Genomic DNA, 16,479 nt, shown 5'->3' with positions numbered 1-16,479 from the left:
TCGTTTTGCACGTGTCTGAACGTCTGCCATGGTTTCCCGACTGGTCTATCTGATTGTCTGCCCTATTGTAGAGCCACAGGCGAAACGCGCCACAACAAACCCGATGACACGAGCTAAAGATTGCGTGACGGAATGAAACAACTGGAAATGGCCGACACGCTTTTGGATTGGTATGATCGCCATGCACGCGACTTGCCGTGGCGCGTCTCCCCGCAGGATCGTAAAGCTGGCATCAGCCCCGATCCGTACCAGATCTGGATGTCTGAAATCATGTTGCAACAAACGACGGTTGCGGCGGTGAAATCCTATTTTGAACGGTTTACTGCGCTTTGGCCGACGGTCACAGCGCTTGCCAATGCCGAAGATGAACGGGTCTTGGGCGAATGGGCCGGGCTTGGATATTATGCCCGTGCGCGCAACCTTTTGAAATGTGCGCGGGTCATTCGCGATGAGCATGGCGGGGTGTTTCCCAAAACCCGAGAGGGCCTTTTATCTCTGCCGGGCGTTGGACCCTACACGGCGGCTGCGATTGCGTCGATCGCTTTTGACCTGCCGGAAACAGTGGTGGACGGCAATGTGGAGCGGGTCACATCGCGGCTGTTTCGCCTCGAAACACCCCTGCCCGCCGCGAAACCGGAACTGACCGCTTTGGCACAAACGCTGACCCCAAATGAGCGTCCGGGCGATTATGCTCAGGCAATCATGGACCTTGGCGCGACGATCTGTTCACCGAAATCTCCGGCCTGTGGGATTTGCCCTTGGATGGCGTTTTGTGCGGCGTGCAAAGTCGGAGATCAGGCTCGATTCCCTCTGAAAACTCCGAAAAAGCCCAAACCCACGCGCCATGGACATGCCTATGTCGCGCGCACGACGCGTGGCGAATGGGTGTTGGAAACACGGCCTGAAAAGGGGCTGTTGGGCGGCATGTTGGGCTGGCCGGGCACTGATTGGCGCGAGGCGCATCCAAAGGCCGCGCCATTTGAGGGCGCCTGGATAGAGGTGGGTGAGGTGCGTCACACCTTTACCCATTTCCACCTGATTCTCACCGTTCATCGCGCGGATCAGGTCGAGGGCGCGCTGGAGGTCTATGCGCTCAGAGGCCAAAACGCCTTTCGCGCCTCGGATTTACCGACCGTGATGCGAAAGGCATTTGACCTCGCTCATTCTACATTTACCACTGACCCTGTAGCGTCTGATGCAAATCAGGAAGCCTAAAAGATGAATTTAAGTGAAATCAGCACCCGCAACGCCCTGCCCTTTTGGCTTTCACTTGGGGTTGTGCCCCTGCTTTGGCTGAGCGCTTTTGTCGGTGGCTGGACCTTGGTTCTGGTGCCGCTTTGCGCATGGTATTTGATCGGCGCATTGGATGCGGTTCTGGGGCTCAACACCGCCAATCCAGACCCGAACACAGCCGAAAGTGAACTGTTTTGGTATCGGTTGATCACGATGATCTGGTTTCCGATTCAGTTCGCGAACATCTTTGGGCTGATCTGGTTTGTCACCCACACCGCTCATCTTTCAACCTTTGAAACCATCGTGTTGTTCTTTGGCCTTGGCGTCTCTTCTGGCTCCATCGGCATTGTCTATGCACATGAGTTGTTTCACCAAAGGAACACGCTGGAGCGCTGGCTGGGGGATTTGCTGCTGTCGAGTGTGCTCTATTCGCATTTCCGCACCGAGCATCTTTTGGTGCATCACAAACATGTCGGCACTCGCCGCGATGCGGTCACGGCGCTGTATAATGAAGGGTTCCATCACTATTTCGCACGGGTGATTCATGAATGCCCACGGTCGGCGTGGGCGGCGGAAAAGGCATTGTTGGCGCGCAAAGGACTGTCACCATGGCATCCGCGCAACCCGCATTTCCGCTATTGGACACTTCAGATCATCATGCTGATCCTCGCGGTTTTGATTGGCGGCGTGCCCGGACTTTTCCTGTTCATGTGGCAGGCGCTTGTGGCGATTTGGCAGTTGGAATTGACCAATTATGTTGAACATTACGGGCTGACCCGTCGGCATCTTGGGGATGGTAAATACGAACATGTCATGCCGCATCACAGTTGGAACGCCGCACATATGGCGACGAATTGGCTGTTGATCAATCTGCAACGCCATTCGGATCACCATTACAAACCGGATCGCCGATTTCCGCTTTTGCAGAACTACGACGAGGATGAGGCGCCGCAATTGCCCTATGGCTATACGCTGATGGGGGTTGCCGCGGTGATCCCGCCCGTGTGGCGACGCATGATGAACCCAAAGGTCAAAGCCTGGCGCAAACGCTATTATCCCGACCTTACGACCTTTGAGGATTGGGAACCTTATAAAGACGGCACCAACCCGCTTCCACGTCTCTAAAACATAAAAAGGGCCCCGTCACGCAGACGGGGCCAAGGTGGTGCCGCGATGTCAGGCCGCAGGCACCAGGCGGTAACTTTTGAATTTTGGGATGAGAGACTTACTGCATCTCCGCGCGGATTTGTTGGCGCAATACGTCGATAGGGACGTTTTTGCCATCGCGCTTAAAGGTCCAGTAGGTCCAACCATTGCAGCTTGGCGCGCCTTCAAGATGCGCCCCCACTTGGTGGATCGAGCCTTTGACGTCATTGGACACCAAGGTGCCATCGGCACGCACTTTCGCCTTTTTGCGACCGTTCATGGAATACAATTCCTCCCCCGGACGCAACATGCCACGTTCGACCAACTGGCCAAACGGCACACGCGGCTCGGCGCGTTTTGAGGTGGAGACATGCAACGCGTCTTTGTCAAATTTACGCACGGCGGCGATGCGTTTTTCAGCAACTTTGCGGTATTTTTCTTCGCGCTCAATACCGATGAATTCCCGGCCCAGCATTTTGGCCACGGCCCCGGTCGTCCCGGTGCCAAAGAACGGATCAAGCACCACATCGCCTGGATTGGTCGTGCCGACCAAAATGCGATGCAACAGGCTTTCGGGTTTTTGCGTCGGATGGGCTTTGTCGCCATCCTCGTTTTTCAAGCGCTCGCCGCCGTTGCAAATTGGCAGCACCCAATCGGAGCGCATTTGAATCCCCTCATTCAGGGATTTCAGCGCCTCGTAATTGAACGTGTATTTGGCGGCCTCATTTTTCGACGCCCAGATCAGCGTCTCATGGGCGTTGGTAAAGCGTTTGCCCCGGAAATTCGGCATCGGGTTCGACTTGCGCCATACCACATCGTTGAGAATCCAAAACCCAAGGTTCTGCAACTCAGCGCCCATACGGTACACATTGTGATACGAGCCAATCGCCCAGATCGCACCGTTCGGTTTCAACAACCGACGCGCGGCTTTGAGCCATTCGCGGGTAAAATCGTCATAGACTTTGAAACTGTCGAATTGATCCCAAGCATCATCCACCGCATCCACTTTGGAATTGTCCGGACGGTGAAGGTCGCCGCGAAGCTGTAGATTGTACGGCGGATCGGCAAAAATAAGATCGACGGAGCCTTCGGGAAGACTGTTCATGACATCAATACTGTCGCCAGCCAAAATTTGGTTAAGCGGGAGCGATGCCGCACTCGAGCGGGTTTTGGTTTTCATTTTCTGCCTCATATGCGCCCCTGAGGGACGTCAATTACGCACCATTTTTGGCGTCGTTTTATGAGGACAAAGATGAGTCATTGCTGATTCGCAGTCAATTTCTTTTTCGAATCAGATACTTAGGTTTTTCCTTGATACAAGATGTTGTGTATAGGTTTGAACGAACGTCTATGGTGAGGGGTCACACCAAGATTTTGGAGCCCCTCCAAATGCGCTTTGGTGCCATATCCGGCGTTTTTCTCCCATGCATAACCGGGATGCTGTTGCGCTAAATCCACCATCAATTTGTCGCGCCAGGTTTTCGCCACAATTGAAGCCGCAGAAATCGACACCGAACGCGCATCGCCTTTGATAATCGCCTCAGCATCAAGACCGAAAGCCGCGGGAATTTTATTGCCATCGACCAGCACATAATCAGCAGGGATTTTGAGCCCAGCCACGGCCCGTTCCATCGCCCGCAATGAGGCTTGGAGAATGTTGATCTCGTCAATCTCCTCCACCGAACAGGAGGCAATGGACACATCGGCCACGGAGAGGATTTCGTCATAAAGTGCCTCGCGGCGTTTGGCGCTTAGGACTTTGGAATCATTGAGACCCGTGGGAATGCGCGCGGGATCAAGCCAGACCGCAGCGGCCACGACAGGTCCGGCCAAAGGGCCACGCCCCACCTCATCCACACCGACAATGCGCGTATATCCACGCAAGCCGGCGGCCTCTTCAAACGTGTAATCAGGAACAGTTTTTGTCATACTCTTGTGAAGCCGATGCCCGCCCGGCACGCAAGGTAAAAAGACGGGTGGAACGCATGAACCACCCGCCAAGTGACGCGGCCCATCGGGACGAAAAACCGCGTATTCTGATTGGATCGACTTACCAGTGGTCGTTGCCTTTGCCATGGCCGTGGTCCCCGCGAGAACCCGCCACCCGGAACCCGAAGTTGCTCAGACACCCGACATCATAGGCATCAACCCGGCCGCGTTTGGTCGAAACCCGCGTTTCACAGGCACGCGGCAGCGGCGCTCGGGCCTTGCGGTTTTGATCCACACAGCGCTCAAGGGCGACAAGACGTGTCCGGTTTTCGCGACCATATTTGTACTGGTGACCATCACGCGAGGAGGCAACGCTGAGAACACACTTGTTTGGAATGAGGAAAGCATCGCCCCGATTTCCATCACGCCAGATGTCCGGATTACCGCGCGAGGTTTCGACGGCCACTTTGTTGTCACCTTTGTTGTCGATGGCTTTGCCGATCACAAACAACGTCAAAAGCCCCCCCAGAGCCATGGCAACATCTTGATCAGAGGCCCGTGCGGGAACGGCGGCGATTCCGGCAGTGCCGATTGAGAGTGCCAACAGCCCGGCGGTGAATTTCGTGAGTTTCATCGGTCGTCCTTTCAAATCCTGTTGCCCGTTCATGGCCAATGTGGCCGGGGCGGGAGAGGTGATGGGACAGAGATGCCGGGAATGGCGAACATCGCTCAATATCAGTCAAATGTCATTGGATAGCGCAGGCGTCTTCGGGCTTTGATATTGAATAACACCGCCCTTTCACCCAAGGTCGCAGGCATGAAAGTGAGAGCCATGAAACCATATCTCCTCCCAGCCCTTGCCCTCGCGCTTGCCCTCTTGCCGGGGCTGGCACAGGCCGCCTGTTACGCCAGCTATAAAGCCAAACAGGACAATCCGCTTAAGCTGCATTTCGGCGTGGCCGAACTCAGCGATGCGCAATGTTCCAAAGACGCCGCCGCCAAGGCGCTCCAACCCCGTTTGGCAAAAGACGGCTGGATTCTTCTGACGATCGTCGCGATGATCCCGGAGGATAAACTTGGCGAGGTGAAAGACAGTGCTGGCAACTATTTCCTCCGATACTGACAGTCGCAAGGTCTCGCGCGTTGTCATCTTTGGCATGGGGGCGATTGTCGCCATCCTGTTAATTGCCGCTGTGTTTTTGTTCCTGAACCTGCCGGACGCCAATGCGTTCAATGCGCGGGTCGAACAGATTTTCGTTGAAAACGATCTGACCTCAGTGGCCGAGATCAAACTGTTGGAAATCCTCGCCCAGTCGGGCACATCCTTTTCCGACACGTTGACCTCCTACCGGATGGTGATCTTTGTGCTGTTGATCTTTGCCACCGCCTTGCTCATCGCGGCTTTGGTGTTTTTGGTCACGATCATCGCGCTGAACCGCCGCATGTCTGAGATTGAAAAACGCGGGATTGAAGTGTCGTCCCTGATGATTTCGCGAGCTGAGCACACGGTCTATCTCAACAATATGGAATTCAAATTGACACCTGCGGCGATTGAAACCCTCTCGGTTTTGGCCGAAGCGCGCCTTGATGATGAGGTGATGTCAGGGGCGGAAATCGAAGGCGTGATCTCGGGCCGTCCCTCTGTCGATTGCGACGAGGCGGCGGGGGCAACGCGGATCAAACGGCTGCGAGACACGTTGGGCAACCAAATGGTCAGCGAACTTTTGGTCAAAAATATCGCGCGCAAAGGCTACATGCTGAGCTGTCCGCCCGATGTGATCAAGATGGTTTAGCGCGCGGCTTTGACCGGGGTGAAACAGGCCTCCAAACCCTCAAAACTGGCCTGAACGCCATTGGGTTCTGACTGCGCCAAAAAGTGATCCAAATGCGGCCAGGTCTCAATTGATTCATCAATCATCGGATCGGTGCCTGAGGTGTATAGCCCCGCCTGAATCATCATTTCAGATCGATCAAACACCCCCAAAAGACGCCGCGCCCGCGCAATCAACTCATTCTCCTTGTCTGAGGCGGCATGAGGCAGCGCGCGCGACACGGAGCGCAAAAGATCAATCGCCGGGAATCGCCCGCGTTCAGCAATTTGGCGATCCAGAACAATGTGACCGTCCAAAACCCCACGCAAAATGTCGGCAATCGGTTCCTCCATATCGGATCCGGCCACAAGCACGGAAAACACCGCCGTAATATCGCCCGCGTCGCCGATCCCCGGCCCTGCGCGCTCACACAGCGAAGTAATCAGATGCGACGTGGAGGGGGGAAACCCCCTGAGCGAGCTGGATTCTCCCGTGGCCAGTGCCACTTCGCGATGCGATTCCGCAAATCGGGTGACAGAATCGGCCAGAAACAGAACCTGTTTGCCTTTGTCGCGAAAATGTTCCGCCACCGACATGGCGGTCCAGGCACACCGCCGCCGCACCATCGGCGATTGGTCCGACGTCGCGGCGACAATCACCGAGCGTTTCATCCCCGCAGGTCCGAGAACCCGGTCAATAAATTCGCGCACCTCGCGCCCGCGCTCGCCGACCATGGCGATGACGACCACATCGGCCTCAAGTCCGGTGGCAAGTTTAGCCAAAAGCGTGGATTTCCCCACACCCGAGCCGGCAAAAAGACCGATGCGTTGCCCGCGCACAATCGGCAAGAGCGTGTTGAACACGGCCAAACCCGTTTCCAAACGTTTGCCCAAGGCACGCCTTTCCGTTGGATTCATCGGTTTCCCACGCAGGGCGCGCGGTTTGTTGCCCTGTAAAATAGGTTTGCCATCAAGAGGTTGGCCAAAGGGATCTATCACCCGGCCAATCCACATATCATCCGGGGAAATATGGTTTTTACCGATATGGGCCACGGGATCACCAATCGACAAACCATCTGGTCCGCCATCCGGCAGGACCGTCACGCTCGTTTTGTCGAGCTGAAGGACTTCGCCGCGACGAATCTGTGTCCCGTGTCCAATCTCGACCAGATCGCCCAGCGCCGCAATGTCACTGAGGCCCGATACGGTCAAAACCCCGCGCGACACTTCGATAACCCTCCCAACGGAGTGAACCGGTTTCACCGATGCAATCTCCGAGAGAAGCATTTCAAACCCAATACTGTTCATGGCGCCCTCCGTGTTCTGAAACCCTTTCTAAAGGAATCAAGGTTAAGCCTTGGTTGAGATAACTCGGAGGAGAAGCCCCGATGTTCGAGAATTTGGATATTTTCAAGATGGCAAGCGGGTTGGCCCGTCACGCCGTCACACGTCAAGAAGCCGTCGCGAAAAACATCGCGAACGCCGATACCCCCGGGTATCGGGCCCAAGATGTTGCGTCTTTTGAAGAGGCCTATGAGGGCAACCAAGCCGGGACGGCCATGCGTACGACGCGTGAGGGCCATATGGTGTCTGCGTCTTCTCAGGAAACAAATGGGTTTCGGCTTTTTGATGCGCCCGGCCCAAGTTCGCCCAATGGCAACACCGTTTCGCTCGAAACCGAAATGATGAAGTCCTCTCAGGTGCGGCACGAACATGATCTGGCGCTCTCTGTCTACAAAACCTCAATGAACATTCTGCGCACCTCAATCGGGCGCAGGTAACGGAGGCCGAACATGTCAGATCTACAAAATATTCTTAATCTTTCCGCCTCCGGGATGAAGGCACAGGCCAATCGCCTCCGCCATGTGTCGGAGAACATCGCCAACGCGGACACCCCCGGATACCATAGAAAAACCGTTTCTTTCGAAGAAGTTGTCGAGCAAGGGGCTAAGACCGGCGCGGTGAACACCGGGGATGTTCAGCTTGATCAAACCGAGCTGACCCGCGTCTACGACCCCGGCCATCCGATGGCTGGTGAAGATGGATTTTATGACGGCTCCAATGTCGAGCTGATGATCGAAATTGCGGACGCCCGTGAGGCACAACGCAGCTATGAGGCGAACCTTAAGATGTTCGATCAGGCCCGACAAATGTCGTCGTCACTACTTGAACTGCTGCGCCGGTAGAACGCCGCGCACAACCTTAGGAGACCAGAATGGACATCCGCTCAGCATTTGCCGCCCAAGGCTACGCCTCGACACGCCCAGCCACCGCACCAAAACCGGGGGTCGAAGGGCAATCCACCCAAAACGCCTTTGGTCAGGCGGCCGCCAGTTTTGCCGACACCTTACGCCAAGGCGACGAGGTGGCTCAGGCGGCGATGTCTGGCAAAGCCGACAGTCAATCTTTGGTTCAGGCGCTGGCTCAGACAGAACTGGCGGTCGAGGCCGCCGTGACCGTGCGCGATAAGGTCGTTGAGGCCTATCAAGAAATCCTGCGGATGCCGGTGTAAGTCATGGATGAGATGGTCTTTTATGACACGCTGCGACAGGCGCTTTGGATTGCGGTGATCATTTCAACGCCAATTCTTGTCGTCGCCTTGGTGGCGGGTCTGGTCGTTGGTCTGTTTCAGGCCCTGACCAGCATTCAGGAAATGACCCTCACCTTTGTGCCAAAACTGGTCGCCATTCTCGTCGTCTTTTGGATGTCGATGGGCTTCATGACCGAAGCCCTCACCAGTTTTTTCCACGACCGCATCATCCCGTTGATCGGAGGCCTGTAATGGATAGCGCAGGATATACATCCCTGACTCGCATGGTTGGTTTGAACCGCGAAATGCAGGCGATTGCGAATAACATCGCCAACGTGTCCACCACCGGGTTTCGCAAAGAGGGGCTTATCTTTTCCGAATATATTTCCGATCTGGAACAGGGAGAAGACAGCCTGTCGATGGCAGAGGGCAATGTGCGTCTGACCAATGACAGTCAGGGGCCCTTGACCCCCACCGGCGGGGCCTATGATTTTGCCATCGAAGGTGATGGTTTTTTCATGATCGACACCCCCGATGGTCAGGCCCTCACGCGCGCTGGGGCGTTTACCACCAATGATCAGGGCGAATTGACCACCCATGATGGCTATCGCTTGCTCGACAATGGCGGCGCGGCAATTTTCATTCCGCCGGATGCCGGTACGGTTGCGGTGTCCTCGGACGGTACGCTCTCCGCTGATGGTCTGCCGCTGTCGCAAATCGGCCTCTACATGCCAGAAGACCCCAACACGCTGACGCGCACAAACGGCGTTCGGTTCATGACCACCGGCCCGATCATTCCGCAAGAAAATGCGGTCATTCTACAGGGTTACGTCGAAAACTCGAACGTCAATGCGATCACAGAGGTCGCGCGGATGATTGAGGTCCAACACGCCTACACCATGGGTCAAAAATTTATGGAGCAAGAGCATGAACGGATCCAATCCGTCATCTCGACGCTCGGTCGTTAAGGAAGGAGCCAGACATGCGTGCTCTCAAAATTGCAGCCACGGGGATGAGCGCCCAGCAGATGCGGGTGGAAACCATTTCGCAGAACCTCGCGAACATGAACACCACGGGTTACAACGCCCGGCGTGCCGAATTCGCCGATCTACATTACCAACAAATGGCCCGCCCCGGCACAATCAACTCCGCCGATGGCACAATCCTGCCCACCGGGGTCCAACTTGGCCTTGGTGTGCGGCCTTCTTCGGTGACGGTGCAATTGGCCCAGGGGTCGTTGTCGCAGACCGGCGGCGATCTTGATCTGGCCATCGAAGGGCAAGGCTATATCGAAGTCACCCTGCCCTCTGGCCAATCCGCCTATACCCGTGACGGCGCGCTCAAACGCTCTGCCGATGGGTTGATCGTGAATTCAGACGGCTATGAGGTGGTGCCAGGCATCACCATCCCTGACGATGCGCGCTCCATTTCGATCAACGCCGAGGGCGAGGTCTACGCCTATTTCAACGACGTGATTGATCCGCAACTTCTGGGGCAATTCTCCCTTGCGGGCTTTACCAATGCCAAAGGGCTTGAGGCCATTGGGTCCAACCTCTTTCTCGAAACAACCGCCTCAGGCCCGGCACTTGTCGCATCGCCGGGTGTGAACGGGCTAGGCACTTTGCGCCAAGGTTATCTTGAGGACAGTTCCGTCGATGCCGTCCGTGAAGTCACCGAGCTGATCGAAGCCCAGCGCGGCTATGAATTGAACGCCAAGGTCATCACCGCCGCCGACCAGATGCTCTCTGCGACGACGCAAATCCGATGATCAAACGCCTCCTCATACCCCTCACCTTGTCAATCTTGACAACGCCGAGCGCCGCCGACACCGTGGTTGCCACCCGCACCATCCGGGCGCAAACGTTGCTATTGCCGGACGATCTGACCGTGATCGAAGGCGATGTCCCGGGCGCCATTACTGCGATCGAAGACGCCGTAGGTCTGGAAGCGCATGTGATGCTTTACACTGGGCGCCCGATTGCTGCTTCTGACATCGGGCCGGCGGCCATCATCGAGCGCAATCAAATTGTCTCGCTCGTCTATAGCCGTGGCGGTCTCTCCATCTATGCGGATGCCCGTGCCCTTGGTCGTGCTGGCCCCGGCGACATGCTCCGCGTCATGAACCTTTCCTCCAAAACCACCGTCTCAGGCGTTGTTGCGCCGGATGGCACCGTCCGCGTCGGCGGGTCCATCTCTCAATAATCAGGATTTTCACATGCGTATGTCCCGTATCCTTCCCACAGTTTTGACCCTCACCGCCTGCAGCAATCTCGGAGAGGTCGGCCGGCTTCCCTCGTTTTCCCCCGTTGAAACCTCCGCCGAAACGTCCGCGATGCTCAATCCGCCCCTACCGGAAAAAGTCGAGATCCGCAGCCCGTCGGATGCCGCATCGCTTTGGAATGCCTCCCGTGGCTCACTTTTGGGAGATCGCCGCGCAATTGAACGCGGCGACATTATGACCGTGGTGGTTGAGATCGACGACAGTGCCGAGATGTCAAACACCAGCAATCGGGGGCGTTCCGGCTCTGAATCCATGGGGGTTCCTTCTCTTTTTGGCATCCCCGAACGCATCAATTCACAATTGCCCGATGGCGCGACAATGGGGTCCGCCGTCTCAACCAATTCCACCTCCGCCTCTTCGGGCAATGGCAGCGTCAAGCGCAATGAGAAGCTCAAACTTCTTGTTGCAGCGACGATTGTCGATGTGTTGCCCAATGGCGTTTTGCACATCAAAGGTTCGCAAGAAGTGCGTGTGAATTTTGAAATTCGTGAGCTTTTGGTCGAAGGCTATGTGCGTCCCGAAGACATCACGCGCCAAAACGAAATCACCTATGACAAAATCGCCTCTGCCCGCATTTCTTATGGCGGTCGGGGCCAAATCTCTCAGGTGCAACAACCCCGCTATGGGCAACAAATTGCGGACATCGTTTTGCCGTTCTAAAGGAGAGCCCCGTGATCAAAAAACTACTCCCCATTCTGCTGGCTCTCGTTGGGCTTGGCGCGGGTGTTGGCGGCGGGCTGATGCTACGCCCGGACCCGGAAATTGTTGCCATTGATCCTTGTGGCGACACTGAGGCCGCCGCACTCCATGACGCAGAGCATGGTGGTGACGAAGAGGTGCCCCCTGAAAACACTGCATTTGAGTATGTGAAACTGAACAACCAATTCGTGATCCCCGATCTTGACGGAGGGCGTGTGACTGCGATGGTTGTGCTCTCGCTAAGCCTTGAGGCCACAACGGGCAGTCGCGAAGCGATCTATGCCCGCGAACCCAAATTGCGTGATGCGTTCCTTCAAGTGCTGTTTGATCATGCCAATACGGGTGGATTTAAAGGCGCGTTTACCGACAGCAGCACGATGAACGCCCTGCGGCGCGCTTTGGTTGAAGTGGCTCAAAAAACCATTGGGCCGCAGATCAACGATGTTTTGGTGATCGATATTGTACGCCAAGACATTGGCTAAACACGCAGGTTGGCGTCACGTCTTTCCGGCGTGACGCTCGGTGAGCCGATCCAGGGCATCCTTTTTACCGAAAGCTGTCCGCGTTTTTCCAAGCTGAGTCTCACGCCGTTCGGCAATTTGCGCCAAGTCCCTCAAGGCTTGGCGCTTTTCCTTTTCAGCCCACCGATACCAGGCAGAATCGGCCCCCATCAGGCTCGCCATGTCAAACCCCTCAGACGTTCCAACATGGTGAACGCGCTGCGCACGGGCCGCTGCGATCTCTCGCAACTTCGCCTTCGGCCCCTCTTCTTCGCGCTTGATCGCGGCAAGTTTGGCCAGCTCTGCAGTCAAGGACAACTCTGCAATATCTTTGAGGCTTTTTAGTTTTTTAAGGTCTTTGGACATCATTTACCGCCAAATTGGGTTTTCATCTTTTTGCGCATCGCCTCGGCAAAGCGGATTGAGGCCGCAACCGCACGATAATGTTCGGGCAGAATCTGGTCGCCAATTTCCACCGTCGCATACAAGGCGCGCGCCGTTGGCGGATCGCTGTGAATCGGAATCGCGTTCTCGTTGGCCACTTCGCGAATGCGCGCAGCAATGTCATCCACACCCTTAGCCACGCAAACAGGCGCACCACCTGCCAGACGATCCCATTTCAATGCCACCGCATAGTGAGTCGGGTTCACAACGATCACATCCGCTTTGGGCACATCCGCGAGCATTTGGTTCATCACGATGTCATAGCCTTTTTGGCGCCGCTTCTGTTTGAAATGCGGATCGCCCTCTTGATCCTTTGATTCATCCGTCATTTCTTTGCGCGACATGCGGTGTTTGCGAATATGTTCGGTGTATTGAAACAGAAAATCCACGCCGCCGATCAAAGCAGAAATCACCAAAACAATGGTCATGAACCCAATCACCAGCTTGACCAATGTGGTCGTCACCATGCCGGGGCTCAGTGAAACCGTCGCCAAGATTTCTGGAAGTTTTGAATAGAGATAAAACCCAAGCACGATCGAGTAGATCAGCAATTTGAAAAAGCTTTTGGCAAACTCAAACAGACCAGAGCGTCCAAATTTGTTTTTGGCATTCGAAATGGGTGAGATTTTTGAGAGCTTCGGCTCAAGCTTGCTGGGTGCAAAAATCATCGCCCTGGTGGCAAAAACTGTTGTCAGAGCCAAAACCGCCGGAATGGCAAACCATGGTAGCATGTTTCCTCCGATAGAGGTCATCAGGCCCAGCGTCCAGGGGCGCCCCGACCCGTCAAACCACGCCTGTGCATTCAGATCGGCATTTGCCAGTAGCGATTGTAACGTGGTGCCCATGCCTTGAAGACTGCCCGCGCCAAGCCCCATCGCGGCAATAATAAATCCGAAATAGGCGGCGGCCGTGGTCAGGTCGTTTGAGCGGGGAACCTCACCCTTTTTGCGCGCATCATTGAGCCGCTTTTGTGACGGTTCATATTGTTTATCGCTGTCATCATCGCCCTCTGCCATCATGGCCCTCCGAACGGATCAATGAGCAGTTGCGCAAAACCTGAGCGCCACGTTTCAAGTAGGATCGGTGCCGTGGCGAACAGCAACAAAAGACCGCCAAGTGTGATCGCTGGCGCACCGACAAAAGCGACCATCAATTGCGGCATCGCGCGGTTAATCACGCCCAGCGCGACGTTATAGATCAGCGATCCAACGACAAACGGGGCGGCGAGCGTGAAAGAGATCGAGAAGGCTTTCGAGACATGCCCCACCCCCCAGACCATCACATCCTGAGGCGCGACGAAAAGGCCGGGGGGGAAATAGTCGTAGGACAGGATCAACACTTCGGCCACGCGCACATGCAGGCCAAGCATCACCGCCAGCGCCAGTCCAGACACTGACAGCAGATGCCCGATGGCGGGCTGGGCCTCCACGGAACCGCCTCCGAAAATCTGCGACAAGGATGTAGATTGCGCCACCATCGTTCCTGCGATCTGAAGCGCCATCACAAATATCCTGAGCGCCAAACCAAGCAAAAGCCCTGAAATCACTTCGGTCATGACACCTTTTGCCAGGCCCGATGGCATCAACGCCAAGGTTTGAAGTTGTGGCGCAACGGCCGGGAAAACGATCACCGTAAAACAAATGGCCAGAACCAGACGCACACGCTCCGGGATGGAGCGTTCGCCAAAGGCGGGAAGAACGGCCATGACCGCACCAACGCGTAGAAACACCAGAAATGCAACGGCGAACCCTGCCTGGCTCAATCCAATCAGATCGCCAAGCTCTACCGTCATGCGGGCACCAATCCGACGAGGGAGGGCTTGGCATCCGTTCCGATTTCCTCAAACGAATAAACCGGGTTGTGGATGCCTTGCGCAGACAAAACTGTGCGCAGGAACCGCCGACGGCGCGTCGAAGTCACGATACCCGGATAAATTCCCGTTTCACCAGCTTTGGCGATTTTATCCGCCATGGTTTTGGCAAGTTTGTTAAACTCTGCTGGTGGCAATGCAACATCGGTACTCCCGCGCTCTCCCTCGATTTGGTAGGTCGTGAACCGATCTTCCCATTCTGGCGCGAGCTGCAAAAGTGGCAGGGTCCCATCTTCGCGCTTGATCTCAGAAATCAGTTGAAATCCAAGGCGTTGACGAACGTGCTCACAGATAGATTCCGCAGTGGAATGGGCACCGCGAGCTTCGGAAACCGACTCGAGAATCAGCGCCATGTTTCGAATGGACACCCGCTCCTCAAGCAACAGCCGAAGCACGGAGAGCAACAAATCCATCGGAACCCGCTCTGGGATCATGTCATTGAGCAGCTTTTGGTTGGCCTCAGCCCGCCTTGTGTCTGACAGGTTACTCATTTCATCCAGCAATCTGCGCAGAGATTTCATCGTCAAGAGACGTGGGAAATTGCGCTTGATCACTTCGAGGAGATGCGTGGCCAAGACTTCGGTCGCACTCACAACCGTGCATCCCATCAATGCGGCGTCTTCTTTTTTGGACGGATCAATCCAACGCGCAGGCGCACCATATACCGGCTCAGACACGTCTTCACCAAGAGGCAATCCATTTGCGTCACCGTAGACAAGGGCCAAAGCCTGATCTTTGCGCAAGCGGTCACGGGCCTGTTCCACCCCCTGGATTCGAACAACATATGTGCCCGCTGGCAGGGTCGGATCATCGGTCAAACGAATTTCAGGCAGAATGAGACCAAACACGGTAGCAACATGATTGCGCATGTTCACGATACGGGCATCAAGTCCTGTCTGTTGATCAAGAACCATCGCGACAAGATCTGGGGCAAACTCAACATGGATGTCATCAAGATCCAGAATATCGCCCATGGACTCTGGCTTTTCTGCCTCTGCGCTTGCCTTGACCTCCTGTTTCGTCTGCTCTTTTGCCTCTTTGTCATTCTTGCGCGCCATATAATAAGCGCTTCCAGCCAAGATCGCAGCCCCGCCGATGAAAGGCACAAAAGGCAGGCCAGGAACAAACGCAAAGAGAGTCATCAACACTGCAACGGTATAGAGCGCGGGCGGATATTTACCCAGTTGACGGAAGAGCGCAAGATCGGCAGCGCCGCTTGTCCCTCCCTTTGCGAGAAGAAGTGCGGCGGCAATAGAAATGATAACCGAAGGGATCTGACTGACCAACCCATCTCCAATTGTCAAAATCGCATAGGTTTCAAAGGCTTTCCCAATCGGCATACCATGCACGACCACGCCAATGACCAATCCCATAATGATATTCATAAGGGTGATCAAAAGGCCCGCAACCGCATCGCCCTTCACAAATTTCGAAGCCCCATCCAATGAACCAAAAAAGGTGGTTTCAGCCAGTTCCAACTCGCGGCGGAGTTTGGCTTGTTCATGGGTGATCGCGCCGGCGGAAAGATCGGCATCAATGGCAAGTTGACGTCCGGGCATGCCGTCCAGTGCAAACCGAGCGCCCACCTCCGCCATCCGGCCAGCACCTTTGGTGATCACCATAAAGTTCACAATCAACAAGACCGTAAAGACAACCAAGCCAAGCAAGACCGAACCGCTCATCACAAAGCTTGCAAACCCTTCGATGACATTTCCGGCAGCATTTGTACCGGTATGGCCCTGGCCAATGATGAGCTTTGTGGAGGACACATTGAGTGACAAGCGCAACATCAGACTCGCCAAAAGAACAGTGGGAAAAGCCGAAAAATCCAGCGGTCGTTCAATAAAAAGCGTGACGGTAAAAATCAGGATGGCCAGCGCGAAGCTTGTGGCGAGCCCAAGGTCGAGAATCCATGACGGCACTGGCAAGACCATCATGACGATGACCACCATGAGCGCCAGCGCCAATAAAATTGTGGGTTTAAATATTTCTTTGAGGTTAAAGGTCATCGCGCTGCCTCAAAAAAGTAAAATCCAG

The 16,479-nt window shown here is 55.4% G+C and carries 21 protein-coding genes; 13 read left to right on the top strand and 8 right to left on the bottom strand.

Annotation, left to right across the window (positions count from 1 at the left end):
- Positions 1–132 precede the first annotated feature (132 nt).
- Positions 133–1,215: an A/G-specific adenine glycosylase gene (gene mutY, locus B30_RS03110; protein WP_009570550.1), complete on the top strand. Its 1,083-nt coding sequence runs from the start codon at positions 133–135 to the stop codon at positions 1,213–1,215.
- A gap of 3 nt (positions 1,216–1,218) precedes the next feature.
- Complete coding sequence (locus B30_RS03105) at positions 1,219–2,358, top strand: alkane 1-monooxygenase (RefSeq protein ID WP_009570549.1); 1,140 nt, start codon at positions 1,219–1,221, stop codon at positions 2,356–2,358.
- Between the two features lie 100 nt (positions 2,359–2,458).
- Here B30_RS03105 and B30_RS03100 read toward each other — a convergent pair whose 3' ends face one another.
- From B30_RS03100 to B30_RS03090, 3 genes are all read right to left on the bottom strand, one after another.
- Positions 2,459–3,559 carry a site-specific DNA-methyltransferase gene (locus B30_RS03100; protein WP_009570548.1) on the bottom strand — a complete coding sequence of 367 codons (1,101 nt, stop codon included), beginning with the start codon at positions 3,557–3,559 and terminating at the stop codon, positions 2,459–2,461.
- Positions 3,560–3,678: 119 nt separating this feature from the next.
- Positions 3,679–4,308: a ribonuclease HII gene (locus tag B30_RS03095; protein ID WP_009570547.1), complete on the bottom strand. Its 630-nt coding sequence runs from the start codon at positions 4,306–4,308 to the stop codon at positions 3,679–3,681.
- A 121-nt stretch (positions 4,309–4,429) separates the two neighbouring features.
- Positions 4,430–4,942 (bottom strand): hypothetical protein, encoded by a 513-nt coding sequence (locus tag B30_RS03090; protein ID WP_009570546.1) that lies wholly within the window; start codon positions 4,940–4,942, stop codon positions 4,430–4,432.
- A 198-nt stretch (positions 4,943–5,140) separates the two neighbouring features.
- On the opposite strand from B30_RS03090, the gene B30_RS03085 reads away from it, so the two are divergent.
- The gene (locus B30_RS03085; RefSeq protein WP_009570545.1) at positions 5,141–5,431 is read left to right on the top strand and encodes a hypothetical protein; all 291 of its coding nucleotides are present in this window, start codon (positions 5,141–5,143) and stop codon (positions 5,429–5,431) included.
- Complete coding sequence (locus B30_RS03080) at positions 5,403–6,101, top strand: winged helix-turn-helix domain-containing protein (RefSeq protein ID WP_009570544.1); 699 nt, start codon at positions 5,403–5,405, stop codon at positions 6,099–6,101. The genes B30_RS03085 and B30_RS03080 overlap by 29 nt, the downstream gene beginning before the upstream one ends.
- Here the strand turns inward: B30_RS03080 and B30_RS03075 are convergent.
- Positions 6,098–7,426: a FliI/YscN family ATPase gene (locus B30_RS03075; protein WP_009570543.1), complete on the bottom strand. Its 1,329-nt coding sequence runs from the start codon at positions 7,424–7,426 to the stop codon at positions 6,098–6,100. The genes B30_RS03080 and B30_RS03075 overlap by 4 nt on opposite strands.
- A gap of 80 nt (positions 7,427–7,506) precedes the next feature.
- Between B30_RS03075 and B30_RS03070 the strand changes: the two genes are divergently transcribed.
- From B30_RS03070 to B30_RS03030, 9 genes are read left to right on the top strand one after another with little or no spacing between them, the layout of a single operon-like run.
- A complete protein-coding gene (locus B30_RS03070) occupies positions 7,507–7,899 on the top strand; it encodes a FlgB family protein (RefSeq protein ID WP_009570542.1) in 393 nt (130 codons plus the stop codon).
- Between the two features lie 12 nt (positions 7,900–7,911).
- Positions 7,912–8,304: a flagellar basal body rod protein FlgC gene (gene flgC / locus B30_RS03065; protein WP_009570541.1), complete on the top strand. Its 393-nt coding sequence runs from the start codon at positions 7,912–7,914 to the stop codon at positions 8,302–8,304.
- Between the two features lie 29 nt (positions 8,305–8,333).
- Complete coding sequence (fliE, locus tag B30_RS03060) at positions 8,334–8,630, top strand: flagellar hook-basal body complex protein FliE (RefSeq protein WP_009570540.1); 297 nt, start codon at positions 8,334–8,336, stop codon at positions 8,628–8,630.
- Between the two features lie 3 nt (positions 8,631–8,633).
- The gene (gene fliQ / locus B30_RS03055; RefSeq protein ID WP_009570539.1) at positions 8,634–8,900 is read left to right on the top strand and encodes a flagellar biosynthesis protein FliQ; all 267 of its coding nucleotides are present in this window, start codon (positions 8,634–8,636) and stop codon (positions 8,898–8,900) included.
- Positions 8,900–9,616 carry a flagellar hook-basal body complex protein gene (locus B30_RS03050; RefSeq protein WP_040401745.1) on the top strand — a complete coding sequence of 239 codons (717 nt, stop codon included), beginning with the start codon at positions 8,900–8,902 and terminating at the stop codon, positions 9,614–9,616. The genes fliQ and B30_RS03050 overlap by 1 nt, the downstream gene beginning before the upstream one ends.
- 14 nt (positions 9,617–9,630) lie before the next feature.
- Complete coding sequence (gene flgG / locus B30_RS03045; protein WP_009570537.1) at positions 9,631–10,416, top strand: flagellar basal-body rod protein FlgG; 786 nt, start codon at positions 9,631–9,633, stop codon at positions 10,414–10,416.
- A complete protein-coding gene (flgA, locus tag B30_RS03040; RefSeq protein ID WP_009570536.1) occupies positions 10,413–10,850 on the top strand; it encodes a flagellar basal body P-ring formation chaperone FlgA in 438 nt (145 codons plus the stop codon). The genes flgG and flgA overlap by 4 nt, the downstream gene beginning before the upstream one ends.
- A gap of 19 nt (positions 10,851–10,869) precedes the next feature.
- Positions 10,870–11,589, top strand: coding sequence for a flagellar basal body L-ring protein FlgH (gene flgH, locus B30_RS03035; protein ID WP_040401848.1), 720 nt, complete (start codon positions 10,870–10,872; stop codon positions 11,587–11,589).
- An 11-nt stretch (positions 11,590–11,600) separates the two neighbouring features.
- Positions 11,601–12,110: a flagellar basal body-associated FliL family protein gene (locus B30_RS03030; RefSeq protein ID WP_009570534.1), complete on the top strand. Its 510-nt coding sequence runs from the start codon at positions 11,601–11,603 to the stop codon at positions 12,108–12,110.
- 15 nt (positions 12,111–12,125) lie between these two features.
- Here the strand turns inward: B30_RS03030 and B30_RS03025 are convergent, their stop codons facing one another.
- The 4 genes from B30_RS03025 to flhA are packed head-to-tail and all read right to left on the bottom strand — an operon-like array spanning position 12,126 to position 16,451.
- Positions 12,126–12,494 carry a hypothetical protein gene (locus tag B30_RS03025; protein ID WP_152003511.1) on the bottom strand — a complete coding sequence of 123 codons (369 nt, stop codon included), beginning with the start codon at positions 12,492–12,494 and terminating at the stop codon, positions 12,126–12,128.
- The gene (locus tag B30_RS03020) at positions 12,494–13,588 is read right to left on the bottom strand and encodes an EscU/YscU/HrcU family type III secretion system export apparatus switch protein (protein ID WP_009570532.1); all 1,095 of its coding nucleotides are present in this window, start codon (positions 13,586–13,588) and stop codon (positions 12,494–12,496) included. The genes B30_RS03025 and B30_RS03020 overlap by 1 nt, the downstream gene beginning before the upstream one ends.
- Positions 13,588–14,364, bottom strand: a complete 777-nt coding sequence (locus B30_RS03015) for a flagellar biosynthetic protein FliR (protein ID WP_009570531.1) — start codon at positions 14,362–14,364, stop codon at positions 13,588–13,590. The genes B30_RS03020 and B30_RS03015 overlap by 1 nt, the downstream gene beginning before the upstream one ends.
- Positions 14,361–16,451: a flagellar biosynthesis protein FlhA gene (flhA, locus tag B30_RS03010; protein WP_009570530.1), complete on the bottom strand. Its 2,091-nt coding sequence runs from the start codon at positions 16,449–16,451 to the stop codon at positions 14,361–14,363. The genes B30_RS03015 and flhA overlap by 4 nt, the downstream gene beginning before the upstream one ends.
- Positions 16,452–16,479: the final 28 nt, after the last annotated feature.

This window comes from Celeribacter baekdonensis B30 (assembly GCF_000299875.1).
In the GTDB taxonomy this organism is placed as follows: domain Bacteria; phylum Pseudomonadota; class Alphaproteobacteria; order Rhodobacterales; family Rhodobacteraceae; genus Celeribacter; species Celeribacter baekdonensis_A.
Note: the sequence above shows the minus strand (reverse complement) of the source record. Positions and strands in the feature narration are given on the sequence as shown.

Coding starts and splice junctions, on each gene's coding strand:
- mutY (WP_009570550.1), top strand. CDS start 133: ATGAAACAACTGGAAATGGCCGACACGCTTTTGGATTGGTATGATCGC.
- B30_RS03105 (WP_009570549.1), top strand. CDS start 1,219: ATGAATTTAAGTGAAATCAGCACCCGCAACGCCCTGCCCTTTTGGCTT.
- B30_RS03100 (WP_009570548.1), bottom strand. CDS start 3,559: ATGAAAACCAAAACCCGCTCGAGTGCGGCATCGCTCCCGCTTAACCAA.
- B30_RS03095 (WP_009570547.1), bottom strand. CDS start 4,308: ATGACAAAAACTGTTCCTGATTACACGTTTGAAGAGGCCGCCGGCTTG.
- B30_RS03090 (WP_009570546.1), bottom strand. CDS start 4,942: ATGAAACTCACGAAATTCACCGCCGGGCTGTTGGCACTCTCAATCGGC.
- B30_RS03085 (WP_009570545.1), top strand. CDS start 5,141: ATGAAACCATATCTCCTCCCAGCCCTTGCCCTCGCGCTTGCCCTCTTG.
- B30_RS03075 (WP_009570543.1), bottom strand. CDS start 7,426: ATGAACAGTATTGGGTTTGAAATGCTTCTCTCGGAGATTGCATCGGTG.
- B30_RS03070 (WP_009570542.1), top strand. CDS start 7,507: ATGTTCGAGAATTTGGATATTTTCAAGATGGCAAGCGGGTTGGCCCGT.
- flgC (WP_009570541.1), top strand. CDS start 7,912: ATGTCAGATCTACAAAATATTCTTAATCTTTCCGCCTCCGGGATGAAG.
- fliE (WP_009570540.1), top strand. CDS start 8,334: ATGGACATCCGCTCAGCATTTGCCGCCCAAGGCTACGCCTCGACACGC.
- fliQ (WP_009570539.1), top strand. CDS start 8,634: ATGGATGAGATGGTCTTTTATGACACGCTGCGACAGGCGCTTTGGATT.
- B30_RS03050 (WP_040401745.1), top strand. CDS start 8,900: ATGGATAGCGCAGGATATACATCCCTGACTCGCATGGTTGGTTTGAAC.
- flgG (WP_009570537.1), top strand. CDS start 9,631: ATGCGTGCTCTCAAAATTGCAGCCACGGGGATGAGCGCCCAGCAGATG.
- flgA (WP_009570536.1), top strand. CDS start 10,413: ATGATCAAACGCCTCCTCATACCCCTCACCTTGTCAATCTTGACAACG.
- flgH (WP_040401848.1), top strand. CDS start 10,870: ATGTCCCGTATCCTTCCCACAGTTTTGACCCTCACCGCCTGCAGCAAT.
- B30_RS03025 (WP_152003511.1), bottom strand. CDS start 12,494: ATGTCCAAAGACCTTAAAAAACTAAAAAGCCTCAAAGATATTGCAGAG.
- B30_RS03020 (WP_009570532.1), bottom strand. CDS start 13,588: ATGGCAGAGGGCGATGATGACAGCGATAAACAATATGAACCGTCACAA.
- B30_RS03015 (WP_009570531.1), bottom strand. CDS start 14,364: ATGACGGTAGAGCTTGGCGATCTGATTGGATTGAGCCAGGCAGGGTTC.
- flhA (WP_009570530.1), bottom strand. CDS start 16,451: ATGACCTTTAACCTCAAAGAAATATTTAAACCCACAATTTTATTGGCG.